The organism is Kocuria sp. CPCC 205297, from assembly GCF_040981035.1.
In the GTDB taxonomy this organism is placed as follows: Bacteria; Actinomycetota; Actinomycetes; order Actinomycetales; family Micrococcaceae; genus Kocuria; species Kocuria marina.
The window spans coordinates 14,885-34,656 of the sequence record NZ_JAVKPY010000015.1; the positions used below are offsets into that span (position 1 = coordinate 14,885).

Below are 19,772 nucleotides of genomic sequence, written 5' to 3' on the forward strand. Positions count from 1 at the left end.
ACGGTCTTGTCATCGTGAGCCCATGGACGGTTCCGTGATGTCTCAGGTGTGGTGGTTGTGGGCGTTATTCGCCCTCGTGGTGGGCGGGGTGCTCGGGTACCTCGTGGCCTCGCGGAAGGCCAGGGTGCTGGAAGCCGAACTGAACGAGGCCCAGGAACAGCGACTCGCGGCACTGCAGGAAGCGGCCGCGGACCGTTCCGCCCGCGAACAACTCGAACAACGGGTGGATTCGCTGGAGGCCCGCTCGGTGCAGGACCAGAACGTGATGCGCGCCCTGGCTCCGCTCAACGATCAACTCTCCACCGTGGGGCGGCACGTGAACCAGTTGGAACGGGATCGCGCCCAGCAGTTCGGCGCGGTCGCCCAGGCGTTGGAAGCGGCCCACACTACGGACCGGCAACTCCTGCAGGCCACGGGTTCGCTCGAATCCTCGCTGCGTTCCACCACGGCGCGCGGTGCGTGGGGTGAGATGCAGTTGCGTCGCGTCGTAGAGGCCGCCGGCATGACCCGGCACGTGGATTTCGCCGAGCAGTCCGTGCGTACCACGGACAGCGGCGTGCAGCGACCCGACATGGTGGTCAACCTGCCCGGTGCGCAGACCGTGGTGGTGGATGCCAAGGCCCCCATGAACTCGTACTTGGACGCCCAGGCGGTCGCGTCGGACGGCGCGGCGGAGAGCGAGCAGCGCCGCGCCCAGTTGCTCATGGCCCACGCCAAAGCACTGCGCTCCCACGTGAACACCCTGGGCACCAAGAGGTACTGGTCCGCGGAGGAGAACTCCCCCGAGCTCGTGATGTGTTTCGTGCCCATCGAGTCCGCGCTCGCCGCTGCCCTGGACGCGGACGCGTCCCTGTTGGAGTACGCCGCGCGCAACAACGTGGCGTTGGTGTCCCCCGTGTCCCTGTTGGCGGCCCTCAAGGCCGTGGCATTCAGCTGGCGCCAGGCCACCCTCACGGACAACGCGCGGGAGCTCTACCGGTTGTCGCGGGAGCTCTACGACCGCATGGGCTCGGTGGGCAAGCACCTGTCCGACATGGGCGGGTCACTGCGGCGCTCCGTGGACGGGTACAACAAACTCGTGGGGTCGTTGGAGTCCCGGGTGCTGCCCTCGGCCCGGAAAATCGCCGAACTGGATCCCGCGAGCACGGGAGCCGATGCCCTGGACACCAAACCCGTGGACTCGGTCCCCCGTCCGGTTACGGCCACGGAGTTCGTGCGGGACTGAGGCGGGCGGGCGTTCCTTCCGGGCGCGAGCGCGGCAGTAAGCGGTCCGGCCGGAACGGTGGGGCACTCCGCAGCGATCGCGCCGGGAGCAGGGCCCGCACGCCGGCCCTCCGCAATCGCGAGCGGCTCCGAACGGAGCGGTGGGGATCAGCGGGTGGGCTTGGCCCCGCGGCCGCCCAACCGACGGGACGTGTCCCCGTCCTGGGCCAGCTTGGCGCGCAGTTCCTTGGGCAGGGAGAACAGGATGTCCTCCTGGGCGGTCTCCACTTCCTCCACAGATCCGTAGCCGTACTCGGCGAGCAGGTCCAGGACCTGGCGCACGAGGACCTCGGGAACCGAAGCACCGGAGGTCACCCCCACGGTTGCAACACCCTCGAACCAGGACTCGTCCACCTGATGGGCGAAGTCCACGCGTTCGGCGCGCCGGGCCCCGTACTCGAGGGCCACCTCCTTGAGGCGCACGGAGTTCGACGAGTTGGCCGAGCCCACCACGATCACCAGGTCCGCTTGCGGGGCGATCTCCTTGATCGCCGCCTGGCGGTTTGAGGTCGCGTAGCAGATGTCGTCGCTGGGGGGATCGATCATGTTGGGGAACCGGGCACGCAACCGGTTCACGGTCTCCATGGTCTCGTCCACGCTCAACGTGGTCTGGGACAGCCACACGAGTTTGTCCGGGTCCTGGACCTCGATGCTGTCCACGTCCTCCGGGGAGTTCACGATCTGGATGTGTTCGGGGGCCTCCCCGAACGTGCCCTCGACCTCTTCGTGGCCCACGTGGCCGATGAGCAGGATCTCGTAGTCGCTCTTGGCGAAGCGCACGGCCTCGCGGTGCACCTTGGTCACGAGCGGGCACGTGGCGTCGATGGTGTGGAGGTTGCGGTCGTGGGCGGACTGCACCACGGCCGGAGACACCCCGTGGGCGGAGAACACCAGCAGGGAGCCCTCGGGCACCTCGTCCGTCTCCTCCACGAAGATCGCACCGCGCTCCTCGAGGGTCTGGACCACGTGCTTGTTGTGCACGATCTCCTTGCGCACGTACACCGGAGCACCGTAGTGCTCGAGCGCCTTCTCCACGGCGATCACCGCGCGATCCACGCCCGCGCAGTATCCGCGCGGCGCGGCCAACAGGACCTTGCGCTCTCCGGTGACCGGAGCGGCGTCGGCAATTTCCTGGGGAGTGCGACGAACCCGGGGAACGGTGGGCATGGACAGGTCAACCACAGTGGACATGTCCTTAATGGTAAGTGACCATACGGGAGCGCACCACGGCGCCGATCACACCCACCAGGGCCACGCACGCGGCACCGATCATGCCCGTGACGCTGCGTCCCACAAAGGATTCTCGCAGCAGGGTGATGATCTGTTCCGTGACCAGGTGCGCCACGGGTTCCACACCGGACGCGTCCACCACGGAGCTCGCGGCCCACAGCACCACGGCGAGCAGGACACCGGTGAACAGCACACCGGCCAGCCCCACCCCGGCGATCGCGAGCCACCGCCGCGGGCTGACCACCACGGCGAGCACCGCGAGCAGCGCCACGAGCCACGGCAGGGCATACCGCCATGGGGCGAGCCCCACCAGGGCGTCCAGCACGCGACCGGTCTCGGCACCGGGGACCGTCATGGTCAGATCGTTGCGGGCGATCCCCGGGGAGATCCCGATGACGTCCTCGACCTGGTGATCCACGGCGGCGCCCAACGCGGTGGCGTCCACCACGAGGTGTTCGGGCGCGTCCGCGGAATCGGCACTCAGGGGGACGTTCGCGTCGTGGGTGTCCTGCAGGACCTGGATCCACGTCCCCTGTTGCTCGGGGGCGGTGAGCCAGGACTGTGCGGCGGTGACCGCCGTTTCCCGGGCCCGCTCGATGGCCTGGTCCACGGGTTCGATCCCGACCTCGACGTCGCTCAGGGCGTTGAACGTCGCGCGGTCCAGGACGGTGCGCACGAGTTCGTCCTGAAAGGTCGTCTCGGTGACCACGGCCGCCGCGGTGTCCTGGAACCCTGAGGGCGAGAGCAGATGGTCCTGGATCCAGGTCAGCCCCAGCCACGCGGCGAACCCCGCACCGGCCAGGATCGCGCACAGGGCGGCGCACAGGCTGCGCAGCAGCGCCGCGGGACGGGATGACGGAGATGAGCTCACGACTCCAATGTACGGAGAACCGGCTGTGCGTGTCCCCGTCGGGTGATACTTATGTCCCATGAGTACGTGGCCCCCGAGCGAAGACACCGGCGCACCGGAACGCCCCGCCGAGACGCCCCGGTTGGCACGGGACACCACCCCGGAGAATCCGTGGCCGCTCAGCAAGCTGTCGCACGGGCTGCATGGGTGGATCGAACGCGCACCTGCGGCCTGGGTCGAGGGTCAGGTGATCGAGGTCAACCACCGCGCCCGCGTCTCCTACGTGACGCTGCGCGACCTCCACGACGAGGTCTCGGTCAGCGTCACCATGTTCAAGGCGGAGATGTCCCGGTTGGAGCGCCCCCTCGAACGGGGCTCCCGGGTGATCGTTAACCTCAAGGCGGATCTGTACGTCAAGACCGGGCGGCTGTCCATGATCGGGCGGGACATCCGCCCCGTGGGTCTGGGGGACCTCCTGGAACGCCTCGAACGATTGCGGCGAGCGCTCGCGGAAGAGGGTCTGTTCGATCCCGCCCACAAGAAACCCCTCCCGGTGCTGCCCCACCGGGTCGGGTTGATCACCGGGCGCAATTCCGATGCCGAGAAGGACGTGGTGCGCAACGCCACCAACCGGTGGCCGGGTGTGCAATTCGAGATCCGCGAGGTTCCGGTCCAGGGAGCCGGTTCGGCGCGCGCCGTGGTCCAAGCCCTCGCGGAACTCGACGCCATGGACGCCGTGGACGTGATCGTGATCGCCCGCGGCGGGGGCGCGTTCGAGGACCTGTTGTCGTTCAGCGACGAATCCGTGCTGCGCGCGGTGTTCGCCGCCCACACGCCAGTCGTCAGCGCGATCGGTCACGAGAGCGACCAACCGCTGCTGGATTACGTCGCGGACCTGCGCGCCTCCACTCCCACGGACGCGGGCAAACGCATCGTCCCGGACGTGCACGAGGAACGCCTTCGCATTGCCCAGGCGCGCGGAGCCCTGGACCGTGCCGTGGCCACCATGATCGAGCGCGAACACCAGGGGCTCGAGACCATGCGGTCCCGGCCCTCCCTGGCCCAGCCGGACTCCATGATCCTGGTCCGTGAGGAGGACCTGGATCGCTGGCGTTCGCGCGCGTGGTCCGCGGTGAACGCCCAGACCGTGCGAGCGCAGGACACGGTGGCCCAGATGCGCGCCCGCGTGCGTGCTCTGTCCCCGCAGCAGACATTGGAGCGCGGTTACGCGGTCGTGCAGACCCCGGACGGTTCGGTCCTCACCGATGCACGCGACGCCTCCGAGGGGCAGGACCTCACCGTGCGCCTGGCCGCCGGGGAACTCGGGGTGAATGTCACCTCCCGCACCAACCGCCAGCCCGGGGACCACTGAACCCCGCCCTTCGATCTCCTCGACCCCACCGGAAGGACACACCGTGGCACAGCAGAACAGCAGCGAGCAGCCCAGCACCGGACAGGACGATTCCCGCCTCGGCGGCTCGGCCGGAACCCGCCCCGATCTCTCGGACGTGGACGGTCTGAGCTACGAGCAGGCCCGCGAGCAGCTCGTGGAGACCGTGGCCCGGCTCGAAGCCGGGGGCACCACGCTGGAGGAGTCCCTCCACCTGTGGGAACGGGGCGAGGCCCTGGCCACCCGCTGCGAGCAGTGGCTCGACGGCGCCCGCGAACGCCTCGACGCCGCCCGCGCCCGGCGCGAGGAGAACCGGGAGCAGGCGGCGTCGGAGGACTGACGCGCCGTCGGCGGACGGACGCAGTGGAGTCCGGTCACCGGTAAACCGCGGAGCGGCCCGGCCACGTCACCCCGTGGTGAGACGTCGCCCGGACCGCTGTCGGGGTCAGGAACCGGCTACTGGTGGTACCCGGAGAGGAACTCGCCGAGTCGATCCAGTGCGGTGTCCAGCATGTCCACCGCGGGCAGCGTGACCAGGCGGAAGTGGTCCGGCTTGCCCCAGTTGAACGCGGTGCCATGGCTGAGCAGGATCTTCTGTTCCTTGAGCAGGTCCAGGGCGAAGCGCTCGTCGTCCACGATCCCGAACTTCTCCACGTCCAGCTTGGGGAAGAGGTAGAGCGCACCGCGGGCCTGCTCGCACGTGACGCCGTCGATCTCGTTGAGCTTGCGGTGGGCGATGTCCCGCTGGGCCTTGAGCCGCCCGCCGGGGAGGACGAGGTCGTTGATCGACTGGTATCCACCCAGCGCCGTCTGGATCGCGTGCTGTGCGGGCACGTTGGCGCACATGCGCATGTTGGCGAGCAGCTTGATGCCCTCCAGGTAGGACTCCGCGCGCCAGTTCGGCCCGGTGATCGCGAGCCACCCGGAGCGGTAGCCGGCCACCCGGTACGCCTTGGACAGGCCCGAGAACGTCAGGCACAGCACGTCCTCGCCCGTGAGGCTCGCGGTGTTGATCATCTCGGCGTCGTCGTAGGTGATCTTCTCGTAGATCTCGTCCGAGAACAGGATGAGCTCGTGTTCCTTGGCCAGGTCCACGATCTTCTGCAGGGTCTCGCGTGAGTAGACCGCACCCGTGGGGTTGTTGGGGTTGATGATCACGATGCCCTTGGTGCGCGAGGTGATCTTGGATTCCATGTCCTCGAGGTCCGGGTTCCACCCGTTCTCCTCGTCGCACGTGTAATGCACGGGCGTGCCGCCGGACAGCGCCACCGACGCCGTCCACAGGGGGTAGTCCGGTGAGGGGATGAGGATCTCGTCGCCCGGATTGCACAGTGCCTGCAGGGTCATGGTGATCAGCTCGGAGACACCGTTGCCCAGGTAGACGTCGTCTGTGTCCAGGTTCATGATCCCGCGCGTCTGGTAGTACTGCACCACCGCGGTGCGCGCGGAGTAGATGCCCCGGGAGTCCGAGTAGCCCTGCGCGTTCGGCAGGTTCTTGATCATGTCCACCAGGATGGCGTCCGGTGCCTCGAAGCCGAAGGGTGCGGGGTTGCCGATGTTCAGGCGCAGGATGCGCTGACCCGCGGCCTCCATCTTCTCCGCCTGCTCGAGCACGGGCCCGCGGATGTCGTAGAGGACGTTCTTCAGTTTGTCGGACTGTTTCACCTTAGCCATGGGGTCACCATACTCGGCGCCCCCATCCCGATTCGGTCGGCACGCGGTGGTGCTCCGCGGCTCAAGGGCCCACGGCGTCGCTCGCTACCCTCCGTCGCACATCAGCACTCCTCGGATCACGTCAGCGCGGCTGCTCGCGTAGGAACGTCGCCGTCTGTTCGGGGCTCATCGCGGGATCGGACCCGCCCGCGAGCCGGGTGATGGTCGTCAGGTCCTCCGACGTGAGATCTGCCGAGACCGCGTTCGCCGAGGCCACCGCCCGGTCGTCCATGCCCTCGGAGCTGAGCACCACCGCGCGCTCCGGGCGGAACAGTCGGTTCGGGTCGTCCAATTCCACGAGCCCGTCGTCGTCGATCGCGGGTTCGGAGGAACGCAGCACCGCGGCCTGCACCTCGTCGCTCAGCAGAGCATTCACGAGCTCACCGGTGGTTGCGAACTCCGGCGCCGCCTTGGGCGCGCAGTCGTAATAGGCCTTCAGCCCGCGCTCTCCCTGGGCGCTGTCCGCGTAGCCTCGGGCCATCCCCACGGCCATCTCGGGGCAGTGCTCCCCGATCGTGTTCAGGCCCTCCAGGTTGAACTGCGCGTTCGTCGCGGCCGTGACCACCACGCGGTCCGTACGTTGCGCGGACGACGAATCGAGCACGGTCAGCCCGCGCGGCAGTGCCCCGGGCAGGGCGCGGTACACGTCGTCGTCGGACGGCCCGGTCTCCCCCGTGATGCCGAGCAACTGCCCGAGTGAGTCCAGCAGCCCGCGCGGGGCGCCCGTGTCCGGGGTGGGGGAACGCGTGGACGAGGGGTTCGCACTCGGTTGCGGCGAGGCAGGCCGCTCGTTCTGCCGCGTGTACACGTACAGATCCCCGGTGAAGTCGGGGACCATGGTCGCGTGGCCGGCCTGCAGGGCGTCCACGATCTGTTCGCGCGTGGTCCCCACGTCCACCACGCTCGCGGTGATCCCGTCCGCGGTCAGCCGCTGTTGGTACAGGTGCGCCAGCACGCGGGTCTGCAGGTCCACGCCGGTCGCAATCTTCACGGTGGGTTCCCCCGTCGCGTTCGACGACGACGCCTGGCTCGCCGTCTCCGTGTCCGGCCCGCCGGTCCCGCCACCCGCGCCGCACGCGTTCAGCAGGAGGGCGCCGCTCGCGAGCGCGGCGACGGCGCGCAGCCGCACCCCGTGACTCACCGGTCCCGGCCGGGCTCGGTGGCCACGTCCTGCTCGGGGATGTCCTCGGGTGGGGTGTCCGGGTCCGCAACGGCGCTCGTGAGCCCGGAGAGTCGCAGGCCCTGGTCCACGAGGTCCAGGCGCTTGAGGGAGTCGACGCGTGCGATCGGGAACCACGCGGCGTCGTCGGAGGAACCGTTCTGCTCGACCGCCAGCTCACCGCCCGTGACGTGGGCGGTGTACAGGACGCGGCACGCGTGATTGCCCCGGGGCTGACCGTCCAGGCGCTGCTCGGGGGTCATCCAGTAGCTGTGCACGCCCACCAGGCCATCCGATTCCACGTGGAAACCGGTCTCCTCGAAGACCTCCCGGATCATGGTCTGCTCCGGCTGCTCCCCCGGTTCCATGCCGCCGCCGGGAAGGGTCCACGCGCCGTCGAACCCCGGGTGACGGGGGTTCCAGTGCGTCAACAGCACGTGCTCGTCGCGGGTGATCAGGGCATAGGCGCCCACGCGGGAATCGAACGGCTTGCTCATGGGCGCCAGTCTACTGACGCGTTCCGGGTGACCCCTGACAGCGGACCGGTTTCCCCGGGGCGGTGCGGGCGCGGCAGGGTGCGGTCGGTGCCGCGCACGGGCGGGGCCCATAATGTCCGGGTGAGCATCGTGGAGAACGCCATTTACCGTAACGGGCGCAGGGTCGAGTCGCCCCGGTCCCTCGAGGAGACGTACGACCTGCTGCAACGGATGCTGGAGCACCCCGGGGAGCCCTCAGCGTCCGAGGGCGGGGACACGGTCGTGGCGTGGATCGGTCTGTACCGGCCCGAACCCGACGAGGTCCGCTCGCTCGCCGAGCACTTCCACCTGCACGAGCTCGCGGTCGAGGACACCGTCCAGGCGCACCAGCGCCCCAAGATGGAACGCTACGGCGAGACGCTGTTCACCGTGATCCGCCCGGCGGTCTACCAGGACGCGACCGAGACCGTGGAGATCGGTGAGATCCACATCTTCACCGGACCCCATTTCGTGATCACCATCCGTCACTCCGAGTCCAGCGGCGTGGGGCGGGTTCGTAAGCGGGTCGAGGAGGACCGGGAGCTGTTGTGCTTCGGTCCGGACGGCGTGCTGTACGCCCTGCTGGACCAGATCGTGGACGACTACTTCCCAGTGCTCGACGGTCTCGAGAACGACATCGACGAGATCGAGGACGCCCTGTTCGCCGGGCAGCCGAACGTCTCGCAACGGATCTACGAGCTCGCCCGGGAGATCAACGACTTCCACCGCGGGGTGGCCCCGCTCAGCCACGTGATGCAGCGTTACTTCACGGGCTTCACCAAGTACGGCACGCACGAGGAACTGCAGCACCGGTTGCGGGACGTGCTGGATCACGTGATCCAGGTCAGCGGGAAGCTCGAATCCATGCGGACCTCGCTCACCGATGCCATGAACGTGGATTCCACCCTCACCACGGCGCGGCAGAACGAGGCCGCCATGCAGCAGAACGAACAGATGAAGAAGATCTCCTCGTGGGCGGCGATCCTCTTCGCGCCGTCCATCGTGGGCTCGATCTACGGCATGAACTTCACCCACATGCCCGAGCTCGACTGGCGCCTGGGCTACCCCATGTCCCTGGGCCTCATGCTGCTCGTGGCCGTGGTGCTCTACGCGGTGTTCAAGGTCAAGAACTGGCTGTGAGGCGCACAGCACGTCGGTTCGCTGGGGCGCGGACGGGCCGCACGGTGGGACGGTCCGGGGGCGACGTCGGCGGGTGACGTCCGCGGGCGACGTCGTCCGGCGGCCCTCTCGGAGGCCGCTCCCGCTCCGTGTTGAGCGGGCACGCATCCCGGGCCATTACCCTGGCGGGGATGGACAACTGGGAATTCTGGCTCGACAAACCGTTCCGTGTGGTGCTCGTGTTGCTGGGCGCCATGGTGGTCTCCGCGCTCGTGCGCCTGCTGATCCGCAAGATCACCCGGGGGATTGCACGCGGCACCCAATCGCGGATCATCAAGCGCTTCGACCACGGCCAGGCCCGCTGGGTGCAGGACGCGGGGCTGGCATCCGAACGCCAGAGCCTGCGGGCCAGGACCATCGGGGCGGTGCTCTCGTCCGTGTCCACCGTGGCGGTGTGGGCGATCGCGATCCTCATGATCATCTCGGAACTCGGGTACAACATCGGGCCGGTGCTCGCCTCCGCGGGCATCGCGGGCGTGGCGCTGTCCTTCGGTGCGCAGTCCCTGGTCAAGGACTACCTCTCCGGGATCTTCATGGTCGCGGAGGACCAATTGGGCATCGGTGACTCCGTGGATCTCGGTGAGGCCGTGGGCACCGTGGAGAACGTGGGGTTGCGCGTGACCCAGGTCCGGGACGTGAAGGGCACCCTGTGGCACGTGCGCAATGGCGAGATCCTGCGCGTGGGCAATCAGTCCCAGGGCTGGGCCCGCTGTGTTCTGGACATCCCCGTGCCCTACGACACCAACATCGACCTGATCGCGGACATGATCGAACACGAAGCCCGGCTCGTGCGTGACGATCCGGACGTGGGTCCCAGCATCGTCGCGGACCCCGAGGTGTGGGGTGTGGAGAACATCTCGGGTGAGAGCATCACGATCCGGTTGGCCGTCAAGACCGCTCCCCTCGAGCAGTGGGACGTGGCCCGCGTGATGCGGGTGCGGATCAAAAAAATGCTCGACCGGGACGGGCTGCGCATCCCGCTGACCAACCAGGTCACGGTGCGCACGGGGGCCGAGCCCGAGACACAGGGAGAAGCACCCACCACGTCCTTCCCCGTGCCGCGTGTGCCTACGACCGGCAAGCTGCGCACCACCCCGGTGCGCCCCGAACCCGTGGACGTGGACAGCCACACCCCGGACGGCCGCACCCCCAGCCGCGACGAGTCCGGCGAGGGAACCACGTCCGCGGAACGCCGCGGGGACGGCTGAGCGCGGGCCGTCAGCTCCGCTTCCGGCGGACTCCCCCACCCCGGGAGGGCCGCCCGCGTCCCGGCTTCGCCGCGCTACGCTTCCCCGCCGATGACCCCGCTCGCCTGTCCCTGTCACGGGCCCCATCCTTGGCGCGGCCACCGTCTCGCGGTGCTTCCCTGCCACTGGACTCCTTACGGCCACGCACGATCCCCACGAACCGCTGCACCGTGTCCTCGCCCTCGTCATCCAGGCCGCGAGGCCACACGAGGACCACGGGAACGGTGGGGGCGTCCGTGAGCTCTCTAAAGGTCACGTCCTTGCGGGCATGCAGGCGCGCCACGGACATCGGCAGCACCACGGGGCCCACGCCGGCGGCGGCGAGTTCGACGGCCATGGCGGCGTCGTCGATGTCGGCGTGCGCTTGCGGGGTGGACTCCTCGGTGAGCTGCGCCAGGGTAAGGGAGTCGAGGACGGTCAGGAGGTCGTCGGTGCTCAGCACCGCCACCTGCAGCTCGTCGTACAGGTGCACCGCATTGTGGGTGACCCGCAGGTCCTCGAGCGAGGGATCCCCCGGCGCCCAGCCGAGCCGCACGAAACACGCAGTGACGGCGGCGTCGTGGAGCGCCGAGCGCCATACTGCGGCCGGGACCAGGACGTCCCGCAGCTCGGGGTGCATCCTGCGCTCGCGCCACCGGCCGAACCACTTGCCGGGCATGACACCGGGGACGTACCCCACGGTGAACGCGCCCGGCTCCGCGGGCTCAGAGGGGGGTGTCGGGGTGTCCGCTGCGGTCATGCTCCCACCCTAAGTGCACCCGTGCGTGCGCCATGTCCGGGCCTGTCCGAGCTGGGCGTGCAGGCCCATCCGAGTGATACGTGCGGCTTCGTGGCGCACGGATGTGCGAAAACCGGCGCGGAGGGCTAGAGTGTTCCCTGTTGTTCGGGGCTTTAGCTCAGTTGGTAGAGCGTTTCGTTCGCAATGAAAAGGTCAGGGGTTCGATTCCCCTAAGCTCCACGTAAGATGAGAAAATCGAAACTTGCCCCGCCTGATGGCGGGGCAGTTTTGTTTCTGCGGTGACTTCGGCCGGGGCGTCGATGTTGGTGTGGGCGAGGATGCTGGCGGTGGTCTGCTCGGGTGTGTAGGTGGCGTTCTCTTCGTCGTCGACGAGGGACTGTACGTTTTTCGGTGTAACTCCTGAGCTGGGAGGCATGACCGATGGATGACGTGATGACGTCGCAGGACGTGGAGGTCCAGGAGCCCGTGACCGCTTTTGGGGAACAAGGGCAAGACGCCGAGCAGCGGCTCGGCAAGACGCCGGCGGTGGACCGGACGCTGGTGGCGCAACTGGTCGCCGGAGCCCGGGAGCAGGGCCTGGATCTGGCCGGGGAAATCGGGCTGCTGGGCCAGCTGACGAAGCTGGTGCTGGAGTCTGCCCTGGAAGGCGAGATCACCGATCACCTGGGCTACGAGCCCCACGAACGCGGCGGCTCGACCGACGGCAACAGCCGCAACGGCACCCGATCGAAGACGGTGCTGACCAAGGCAGGCCCGGTGGCGATCGAGGTGCCGCGCGACCGGGCCGGGACCTTCGAGCCGGGCATCGTGAAGAAGCGGCAGCGTCGGCTGGGCAGCGTTGAGGACATGGTGCTCTCGCTGTCCGCCCGCGGACTCACACACGGCGACATCTCCGCGCACCTGGCCGAGGTCTACGGTGCGGAGGTGTCGAAGACGACGATCTCCACGATCACGGACAAGGTCCTCGAGGGCATGGCCGAGTGGCAGAACCGTCCCCTGGACCCGGTGTATCCGGTGGTCTTCGTGGACTGTGTCCACGTCAAGGTGCGCGACGGGCAGGTTGCCAACCGGCCGATCTACATCGCCCTGGCTGTGACCGTGGACGGCAACCGCGACATCCTCGGGCTGTGGGCCGGGGACGGCGGGGAGGGCGCGAAGTACTGGTTGCAGGTCCTGACCGAGATCAAGAACCGCGGGGTCGAGGACGTGCTCATGCTCGTCTGCGACGGCCTCAAGGGTCTGCCCGATTCCGTGGCCACCGTGTGGCCGGCCACGATCGTGCAGACGTGCGTGATCCATCTGATGAGGGCGAGCTTCCGCTACGCCGCCCGGCAGGACTGGGACGCGATCTCCCGAGCTCTCAAGCCCGTCTATCAGGCCGCGACCGTGGCCGAGGCCGAGGAACGCTTCTTGGAGTTCCAGGAGAAGTGGGGCCGGAAGTACCCGGCGATCGTCAGGCTCTGGTCGAATTCCTGGGCGGAGTTCGTGCCGTTCCTGCAGTTCGACCGCGAGATTCGCCGGGTCGTGTGCACCACGAATGCGATCGAGTCCGTCAACGCCCGAATCCGCAAGGCTGTCAGGGCCCGCGGCCACTTCCCCAACGAGCAGGCTGCGCTCAAGTGCGTCTACCTCGCCGTGATGGCCCTGGACCCGACCGGCAAGGGGCGGGCACGCTGGACCCAACGCTGGAAGGCAGCACTCAACGCATTCGAAATCACCTTCGACGGCCGGCTCTCCGCCGGCCGCCCCTGAACATCAACAACCCGAGTTACACCGAAAACTGGGCTCTGTCGCACTTTCGGTGGTGGGGTAGAAGGCGCTCAGGCTAGGAGGATGCGGTGGCGGAGCAGGGTGAATCCTGCGCGTCCGTACATCTGCCGCTTGAGCATCTTCGTGCGGGTGTTCACACCCTCGGTCCTGCCGTTATGGCGCGGCGTGGTGAGCGCGGCGACGACGGCATCGCGGTCCTGCTCGATCCCGCGGATGAAGGAGTGCACGTGCGGCAGGTCCGCCGTACGTGCGGCATGGATCCACTGTTCGAGCCCGGCGGCATTTGCCTCAACGGGCTTCAGGAGGGCGGCAAATGCTCCCACCAGGCCGTGCAGGGCGGTGATCTCGGGGCACGCGAGGGCGATCTGGCCAAGGCGCTCCTGCTGACCGGCGGTGAGCTTGTCCGGCGCACTCAGTAGCAGGCGCGCCGCGCGGCGTGGTGAGAGATGGGCCCTGTCGTCCTCGGCACGGCCCTGACTGAGATACCGGGTCAGCAGGTTCGCACTGCCCTGGTAGCCCAACTCGCGGATCTCGCGCAGAAGCTGCTGGACCGGGACACCGGGGTCTTCGACACGACGGGTGCGCAGATGCTCCCGGTAGGGATCCACGAGCGTAGGCCGGTACTGCGGAACACGTTGGAGGCGTTCGGGTGCGTCGGCGCGGGCATACCGCTTGACGGTGTTCAGCCCAAGGCCCAGCCGCCGGGAGCACTCCAGCAGTCCGACGCCCTTTCCCAGCAGCCCGTGCACCTGGGCCCAGCGCTGTGCTGTGGTGCGGGCCCGAGGGCCGTCCTGCAGCCCGGTCGCCCCGGCCCAGCACGCCGAATGCGCGGCGACCTCCTTGACCACGGTCTCGGCCAGGCCATGCCAGAGGTGCCACCGGTCGGCGACCTGGACGGCGCCGGGCAGCGCCTCCCGCACGGCCTGGGCGTAGGCCGTTGAGCCGTCACGGCACACGATCCGCACCCCAGGGTGCGTGCGCAGCCAGTCCGCGACGGTCTGGGTTCCGCGTCCGGGAATCACGTCGATCCGGGTGCCGGTGTCGGCGTCAATGAGGACGGTGGCGTAGCTGCAGCTGCGGCGCAGCGCGAAGTCGTCAATCCCCAGCGCACTGGGCACCGCCCGCTCGGGCAGCGCGATGCCCAGCAGCGTCCGCAGTGCGGTGTCCCGTCCCGCGGTGATCCCCATGACCGGCAGCAATCGGGCCGACGCACGGCCGGCAAGCTCGCGAACGACGCAGTGCAGCTGTCCGGTCAACCGGACCGTGCGCCGCTGATAGCGCTCCAGCAACCCCGGGACCTGCTCCCGGAAGGTCTGCCGCGCACAGCCAGATGACCGGCACCGCATCCGGCGTACCCGCACCCGGATCAGCACGCGACGCCCATCGACCGGCACGTCCGCCGGCATCCGCTCATGGAAGGCATGGACCGTCCGAGTCAGCGTCCCGCACGACGGGCACTCCACCGCTCCGCCACGTGTCGACGCGCGAACCACGAGCATTTCGCCAGTGTCCTCGATCCCCTCGATCACCAACGCCGACAGCCCCGAGAACACCATCTCGACCAGCATTTTCGCATCAACCATGCCCCATCATGAGAAAGCCCGGAAGCACGAACCAACCGTCAACACATCGCACCACCGAAAGTGCGACAGAGCCGAAAACTGGACAGACCCTTCAGGGCCCCGAAGAGGTTGGTTGAGCCCAGAATGCGGCCTACTGCGGAGGCCACTTCGGCTGGGGTGCGGCAGATGAAACAAGAGTCGCTGCCCCCACTGCCCAGGGGCTTGATGACCACCCCGTGCCGCAGTTCGGTCAGCTGGTCGGTGATCGCGGCCAGGTCGGAGAAGGAGGACACCGTCCAGGTCTTCGGCGTGCTCAGACCGGCCCGAGCAGCGGCATCGACCATGCCCTTCTTGTTGCGGCGGTGCCAGAGCAATTCGGGGTCGTTGCTGGGAAGGCCCATCCAATGGGCCAACCAGTCCGCTGCCGTCACCCCGGATTCGCTGCCTGCGACGACGGCGTCGTATCCGCCGGTCGTTGCTCTGTTGAGCAGGGCTCGTTCGGGACGGTCATCGGTTGGATAGGAGCCTACTTCGAAGGGGTGGTCTTGGTAGTGCTCGTCGACCTGAACATCAGGACGCGTCCGCAACGCCCCGACCAGGTCCTTGCCGCTGGAAGTAGGGTCGACGACGAGGATTTTCACGATGTTGTCCTTTCCGGAGCGTGGGCTTCACGTGCGACGGAGCACACCCATCAGGGAAATCGCCACCAATACCGCCATCCCCACGAGCAATGCGGGATGGGCTGGTGCGCCCAATATGAGATCTCCGATCAGCACGACAGCCGGCAGGGTGGAGATGACCAGGGCGGAGTGCACGGGGTGGGCGATGGTGATCCCCCACTGCAACAGCAGAATCGGCGCAGCAATACAGAAGACTCCGACGACGGCTGCAGAGACCAACTCACCGGGGTGGTCGGGGAGCAACCGTGTCACGATCGGCAGCGCGATGAGTCCGCTCAGTACCCACGCGAGGTGGAAGCGCACGGCGCTGATGTGCAGGGCGGTCACGCCCCGGCCGGACAAGCGGGAGGAGTTGAGCAGGACTCCCGCGGCACAACATCCGGCCAGGACACTCAATGCGATCCCGACCGCCGTCGCGTCGGTGTGGCTTCCCGCCAAGCTCATCACCAGGTAGGCAACACCTGCGGAGACCCCCAGCACCACGAGCGGGTGCGCGAACCGGGCTCGGCCGGCCGCTCCGCTGAACATCAGCGCCACACTGACGGCAACGGGGCCCAGCCCGGTTTCGATGACACTGGCCGCGGTGGGAGGGATGAGTGTCGCAGCCACGTAGAACGCGCTGAACGCTCCTGCGGTGAGCAGGTTGATCACCACAACATCACGCAGGGGAAGTCGGGGAGTCTTCCTCACCACAGCGGAGGTCCCGCGTCGCCGCCAGGTGAAGGCGGCTCCGGCCAGCGCGGCCGCGGTCAGGAACGCCGCGAAGGTAGTGAACGTGGACAATTCCGGCGGGACGGTCGCTCCGACCACCGCCGTTCCCACGCCCTGCCAGAGCACTGCCAAGGCGACCAGCACGGTGCCTTTGGTCTGGCGGCTCAGCGTGCGCCCACCCTTGGCAGGAATGGCCGTCGCGTCAGTACTCGTCTCACTCATCGGTTGCTTCCGTTCCCTTGCAGGAGCACGCGGTGCTCATCGGCTGGCGCCCAGGATGGGATGGCTACCCTGGGCTGAAAAACCCGATCCGGGTGCGGCCTAGGACCAAATGGTCAGTGTGCGGTCAGGAAGCAATCCCATGAAGAACGACAGGGTCACACGGTTACCGTTCGGTCCATTGGGGGCCACTCGGTGGTAGTTGCGAGGATCGAACAGGGTCGCTGCTCCCTTGCGGGCAGGCACCTGCACCGACTCGGTGTCGGCCACCAACTCAGCGGAGTACCCGTAGCCATCCCGATGGTCTTGGTCCTCAGGTCGCCATCGCCGCCGGTAGACGGTTGCCTCCCCGCCTTCGGCTGGAGCGTCCAGGAAGCAGTTGAACGCCAGCTGGGCCACCGGTTCCGGGTCAAGGACGCCGGGGAACTCGTTGATGACGTCGTCGTAATGCATCTTGGCGCCGTTGTTGATCTGTCGGATCATGCCGGCGAACAGCTGACCGTCAGCGGTGGTGGCCAACCGGACAGGGCTGCGCCAGTCGCCCGCCAACCGCTCGATGGCCAGGTTCAAGGGATCATTGCCATCAAGCAGGCGACTGCGGCTCTTCGTCGACTGCTCGGCGTGCTCCCAGTAGCGTTCGTCCAGTTCGCCGTCCTCGTAGAAGTCGAAGGCGGCGGGGCCCAGTTTGTTGATCCTCGGCACGACGAACTGCTCGTCGTAGGAGCCCAGCTCCACTGTTTGCAGAGCGCGCAGGATCGTGGCGCATTCGGATTCGGTGAAGAAGTCGGGCACCTCAAGGGCACCGATCTTTCCGGTGGCCACCGAGAGGATAGACTCCGCGGTGAAGTCGCCGTTGGTGATCAAGGAGAATGTGGTCTGCATGTCGATCAGAGACAAAAATCTCACCTGTTTCCGTGATATTCGGGGGCCGGCGGTGGGTGATGTTCTGGGTGCTTCGTCGAGTAGGGGTTCAGTCGTACAGGCCGGGGAAATCGACGGCGGCCAGCGCGGTGAGCGCGGAGGCCGGAACCTCGACCTTCAGCTCCCGGCTCTTGCCGCCCAGGATGTAGCTGGGCCGATCAAGACCTGTGGCGTCAAGGATGACCGGCACCTCAGCGGGTATCCCGATGGGCGTGATGGCGCCGGGAGCCATCCCGGTCAGCTCGAACGCCTGGTCTGCGGGCAAGAACGAGGTCTTCCCGCCCAGCGCCTTCTTCAGCGTCGAACTCTTCAACCGGATATGCGCCGGGACCAGGACCAGGCTCTCAACAGGCCCGTCGGAGGTCTTGGTCTGGACCAGGATGCTATTCAGACACCGAGCGGGCTCCACCGCGTACCGGGTCGAGAACGCTGCGGTGTCGGAAGCGTCCTCGCTGATGCGATAGACCCTCGCCCCGAGCCGGTGGAGGATGCTGATCTCGGACGGGGTGAAGTGCTGGCTGGGGTCGGTGACTTCTGCGCCGTGGCTGACCAGTGTTTCGTGAAGGGACATCGGACCTCCCTCGAACGGGGGCTAGAGCGGGACAGTCGTGCGGACTGGATGACTTCCGAGGTGGGGCCGGATCCGCGGGGTGGTGCGGCAGCCCTCACCGGCGGGCGACGGAACGAGATGGTATGTATCCGAACCGTTCACTGTTTAAGACGCTACGTTCGATCTATTGGACTGTCAATCCCCGGTCGCCCGCTGGTTCACCGCCGCGCTCCCGGGTTCCCGCGTGCGGGTCTCAGGGCCACACCACTGCGAGGCAGAATGCCACCCCGAGGAGCACGAACAGACCGCTCGCTCCGAGATCCAGCATGGTCTTCACCTCCTGGAATCGCACCACCAGCGCCCGGTGACTGGCGGCCACGGCCACCACCCCGAACCATGCGCCGGCAAGCAGCAGCAGAAGCCCGATGATCAAGGCGGCTTCGGCCACGGGGACGGCCGCGGGAAGGAACGGGGCAAGGATCGCGGCGAAAAACACCAGCGCCTTGGGGTTGGCCAGGTTGGTCCCCAAACCTTTCCAATACGCCGAAAAGTTCGTCGGTCGCCCTCCTGCACCGTCGTAGAGCGATTCCTGCGGGGACACCGCCGAGTCAGCGCGGGCGCGGCGGGTGGTCCACGCCTGGCGCAATCCCTCCACTCCGAGGTAGACCAGCAGCGCTCCGCCTGCCACCTGCAATCCCTTCATCACGGCGGGAAACATCTGAAGCATGGAGGCCAAACCGAAGAAGGCGGCGACCACCCACACCAAGATGCCGGTCAGGACGCCAGCCGCTGCAAGCAGTCCGGCCCGGCGCGAGCGGGTCAACGCATGGTGAAGGACCACCACGAGGTCAGGACCGGGTGACACGATGGCCACCATCCAGGCCAGCGACAGACCTGCCAGCTGCGCGGAAGTCATGGAGCACGCCTCCAGATCGACTGGTTCTGTATATCGAACTCATAGTACATTTAAGAAAACAGAGCTCCATAGTGCGCACTCTGGATCGAAGCGCGGCGCGCTGGGTGGGATACGTGGAAAGGTGGAGCCGTGAACGAGCAGCCCGGGACAACCCTCGGTGCCGCCATCGGGCGTGCCGTAGAGCGACGGAGAGTGCAACGCGGCATGTCAGCGGCGGAACTGGCGCGCCGAGCTGGGTTGAGCAAAGCCACCCTGTCCCTGCTCGAAGCCGGGGAGGGCAACCCCACCATCGGGACTCTCGCCTCGATCGCCGTGGCACTGGCGATCCCGCTGACGGACCTCGTGGATCACATGGCAGACCGCGATGACATCCACATACCGGCCGACGAGGCCCGCCCCACTGGAATCTTCCGTCAGCTGCTGGATCGTGTTCCGGCAGGCTCCGCCGTGGAAGTGTGGAAACTACACATGCCCCCCGACCACGCATTCGACGGCGTCCCCCACGCCAGTGGGACCGTCGAGTCTCTCTTCGTCGTCGACGGGAAGCTCACCGTCGCCACCGAACGGCAGGTTTACCAGTTACGCCCCCGCGACTTCTTGAGCTTCAACGGAGAACAGAACCACAGCTACTCCACTGCAGAGTTGCCCGCCAATGTCCTCGTCCTGCTCGCAGCCCCCTAAAGGACCTGGGCCGCCCCCTTCATTCGGTCCGGTCGCTCTGTGAGTCGTCGGTTTCGATTTGATGGGTGCACTGCCGAGCGTACTCGGCCGGGGGTAGGTAGCCGAGCGATGAGTGCCGACGCTGATGGTTGTACTCGGTCTTCCAGTCGCCGATCACGACCTGGGCGTGCAGCAGTGAGTAGAAGCTGTTGATGTTGAGGCACTCGTCGCGGAGGCGGCTATTGAACGATTCGACGTATCCGTTGTGCCAGGGCGAGCCGGGCGGAATGTAGAACAGGCCGGTGCGGGTACCCGCCCAGTCGGCCATCGCGTCGCTGATGAACTCGGGCCCGTTGTCGCTGCGGAGCACACCCGGTGCACCGCGGACGGCGACGAGCTCTTCGAGGTGGGCGGTGAGCCGGTCGGCGGTGATCGACCGCTCCACGAGCCCGCCGATGCATTCGCGGGTGTGCTCGTCGACGATGGAGCAGATCTTGA

Annotated in this window: 20 protein-coding genes and 1 tRNA gene; 8 read left to right on the forward strand and 13 right to left on the reverse strand. The window is 67.5% G+C overall.

Annotated elements, in window-relative coordinates; all coding sequences use genetic code 11:
• The first annotated feature begins 22 nt into the window (after window positions 1-22).
• Window positions 23-1,225, forward strand: a complete 1,203-nt coding sequence (rmuC, locus tag RF650_RS12460) for a DNA recombination protein RmuC (protein ID WP_368815072.1) — start codon at window positions 23-25, stop codon at window positions 1,223-1,225.
• 146 nt (window positions 1,226-1,371) lie between these two features.
• Here rmuC and RF650_RS12465 read toward each other — a convergent pair whose 3' ends face one another.
• A complete protein-coding gene (locus RF650_RS12465; RefSeq protein ID WP_064847295.1) occupies window positions 1,372-2,454 on the reverse strand; it encodes a 4-hydroxy-3-methylbut-2-enyl diphosphate reductase in 1,083 nt (360 codons plus the stop codon).
• A 4-nt stretch (window positions 2,455-2,458) separates the two neighbouring features.
• Window positions 2,459-3,364 (reverse strand): hypothetical protein, encoded by a 906-nt coding sequence (locus RF650_RS12470; RefSeq protein ID WP_368815073.1) that lies wholly within the window; start codon window positions 3,362-3,364, stop codon window positions 2,459-2,461.
• Window positions 3,365-3,422: 58 nt separating this feature from the next.
• On the opposite strand from RF650_RS12470, the gene xseA reads away from it, so the two are divergent.
• The gene (gene xseA / locus RF650_RS12475; protein WP_368815074.1) at window positions 3,423-4,715 is read left to right on the forward strand and encodes an exodeoxyribonuclease VII large subunit; all 1,293 of its coding nucleotides are present in this window, start codon (window positions 3,423-3,425) and stop codon (window positions 4,713-4,715) included.
• A 136-nt stretch (window positions 4,716-4,851) separates the two neighbouring features.
• Window positions 4,852-5,073 carry an exodeoxyribonuclease VII small subunit gene (locus tag RF650_RS12480; protein WP_231885648.1) on the forward strand — a complete coding sequence of 74 codons (222 nt, stop codon included), beginning with the start codon at window positions 4,852-4,854 and terminating at the stop codon, window positions 5,071-5,073.
• A 116-nt stretch (window positions 5,074-5,189) separates the two neighbouring features.
• Here the strand turns inward: RF650_RS12480 and RF650_RS12485 are convergent, their stop codons facing one another.
• The 3 genes from RF650_RS12485 to RF650_RS12495 form a co-directional block, all read right to left on the reverse strand.
• A complete protein-coding gene (locus tag RF650_RS12485; RefSeq protein WP_085106461.1) occupies window positions 5,190-6,407 on the reverse strand; it encodes a pyridoxal phosphate-dependent aminotransferase in 1,218 nt (405 codons plus the stop codon).
• A gap of 121 nt (window positions 6,408-6,528) precedes the next feature.
• Complete coding sequence (locus tag RF650_RS12490; protein WP_368815075.1) at window positions 6,529-7,587, reverse strand: glycine betaine ABC transporter substrate-binding protein; 1,059 nt, start codon at window positions 7,585-7,587, stop codon at window positions 6,529-6,531.
• Window positions 7,584-8,102, reverse strand: coding sequence for an NUDIX hydrolase (locus RF650_RS12495; protein WP_368815076.1), 519 nt, complete (start codon window positions 8,100-8,102; stop codon window positions 7,584-7,586). The genes RF650_RS12490 and RF650_RS12495 overlap by 4 nt, the downstream gene beginning before the upstream one ends.
• A gap of 120 nt (window positions 8,103-8,222) precedes the next feature.
• Here RF650_RS12495 and corA point away from each other — a divergent pair, with 120 nt between their 5' ends.
• Both corA and RF650_RS12505 read left to right on the forward strand, forming a co-directional pair.
• Window positions 8,223-9,260 (forward strand): magnesium/cobalt transporter CorA, encoded by a 1,038-nt coding sequence (gene corA, locus RF650_RS12500; protein WP_368815077.1) that lies wholly within the window; start codon window positions 8,223-8,225, stop codon window positions 9,258-9,260.
• A gap of 170 nt (window positions 9,261-9,430) precedes the next feature.
• Window positions 9,431-10,507 (forward strand): mechanosensitive ion channel family protein, encoded by a 1,077-nt coding sequence (locus RF650_RS12505; RefSeq protein ID WP_368815078.1) that lies wholly within the window; start codon window positions 9,431-9,433, stop codon window positions 10,505-10,507.
• 10 nt (window positions 10,508-10,517) lie between these two features.
• On the opposite strand, the gene RF650_RS12510 is transcribed toward RF650_RS12505, so the two are convergent.
• Window positions 10,518-11,285 (reverse strand): LysR substrate-binding domain-containing protein, encoded by a 768-nt coding sequence (locus RF650_RS12510; RefSeq protein ID WP_368815079.1) that lies wholly within the window; start codon window positions 11,283-11,285, stop codon window positions 10,518-10,520.
• Between the two features lie 146 nt (window positions 11,286-11,431).
• Between RF650_RS12510 and RF650_RS12515 the strand changes: the two genes are divergently transcribed.
• Together RF650_RS12515 and RF650_RS12520 are read left to right on the forward strand one after the other, a co-directional pair.
• Window positions 11,432-11,504, forward strand: a tRNA-Ala gene (locus RF650_RS12515).
• Between the two features lie 213 nt (window positions 11,505-11,717).
• The gene (locus RF650_RS12520) at window positions 11,718-13,037 is read left to right on the forward strand and encodes an IS256 family transposase (protein ID WP_368815080.1); all 1,320 of its coding nucleotides are present in this window, start codon (window positions 11,718-11,720) and stop codon (window positions 13,035-13,037) included.
• 68 nt (window positions 13,038-13,105) lie between these two features.
• Here the strand turns inward: RF650_RS12520 and RF650_RS12525 are convergent, their stop codons facing one another.
• From RF650_RS12525 to RF650_RS12550, 6 genes are all read right to left on the reverse strand, one after another.
• On the reverse strand, window positions 13,106-14,638 hold the full coding sequence (locus RF650_RS12525) for an ISL3 family transposase (RefSeq protein ID WP_368815081.1): 1,533 nt from the start codon (window positions 14,636-14,638) through the stop codon (window positions 13,106-13,108).
• 38 nt (window positions 14,639-14,676) lie between these two features.
• Window positions 14,677-15,258, reverse strand: coding sequence for a hypothetical protein (locus RF650_RS12530; protein WP_368815082.1), 582 nt, complete (start codon window positions 15,256-15,258; stop codon window positions 14,677-14,679).
• Window positions 15,259-15,285: 27 nt separating this feature from the next.
• Entirely contained in the window at window positions 15,286-16,230 is a 945-nt protein-coding gene (locus RF650_RS12535) for an EamA family transporter (RefSeq protein ID WP_191873651.1), read from the reverse strand.
• Between the two features lie 99 nt (window positions 16,231-16,329).
• Window positions 16,330-17,124, reverse strand: a complete 795-nt coding sequence (locus tag RF650_RS12540; protein WP_191873653.1) for a phytanoyl-CoA dioxygenase family protein — start codon at window positions 17,122-17,124, stop codon at window positions 16,330-16,332.
• Between the two features lie 73 nt (window positions 17,125-17,197).
• Window positions 17,198-17,719: a YbaK/EbsC family protein gene (locus RF650_RS12545; protein WP_191873654.1), complete on the reverse strand. Its 522-nt coding sequence runs from the start codon at window positions 17,717-17,719 to the stop codon at window positions 17,198-17,200.
• A 232-nt stretch (window positions 17,720-17,951) separates the two neighbouring features.
• Window positions 17,952-18,614, reverse strand: a complete 663-nt coding sequence (locus RF650_RS12550; RefSeq protein ID WP_368815083.1) for a LysE family translocator — start codon at window positions 18,612-18,614, stop codon at window positions 17,952-17,954.
• A 129-nt stretch (window positions 18,615-18,743) separates the two neighbouring features.
• On the opposite strand from RF650_RS12550, the gene RF650_RS12555 reads away from it, so the two are divergent.
• Window positions 18,744-19,295: a helix-turn-helix domain-containing protein gene (locus RF650_RS12555; protein WP_191873658.1), complete on the forward strand. Its 552-nt coding sequence runs from the start codon at window positions 18,744-18,746 to the stop codon at window positions 19,293-19,295.
• 19 nt (window positions 19,296-19,314) lie between these two features.
• Here the strand turns inward: RF650_RS12555 and RF650_RS12560 are convergent.
• A partial coding sequence (locus tag RF650_RS12560; RefSeq protein WP_368815062.1) for an integrase core domain-containing protein occupies window positions 19,315-19,772 on the reverse strand: 458 nt, incomplete at its 5' end.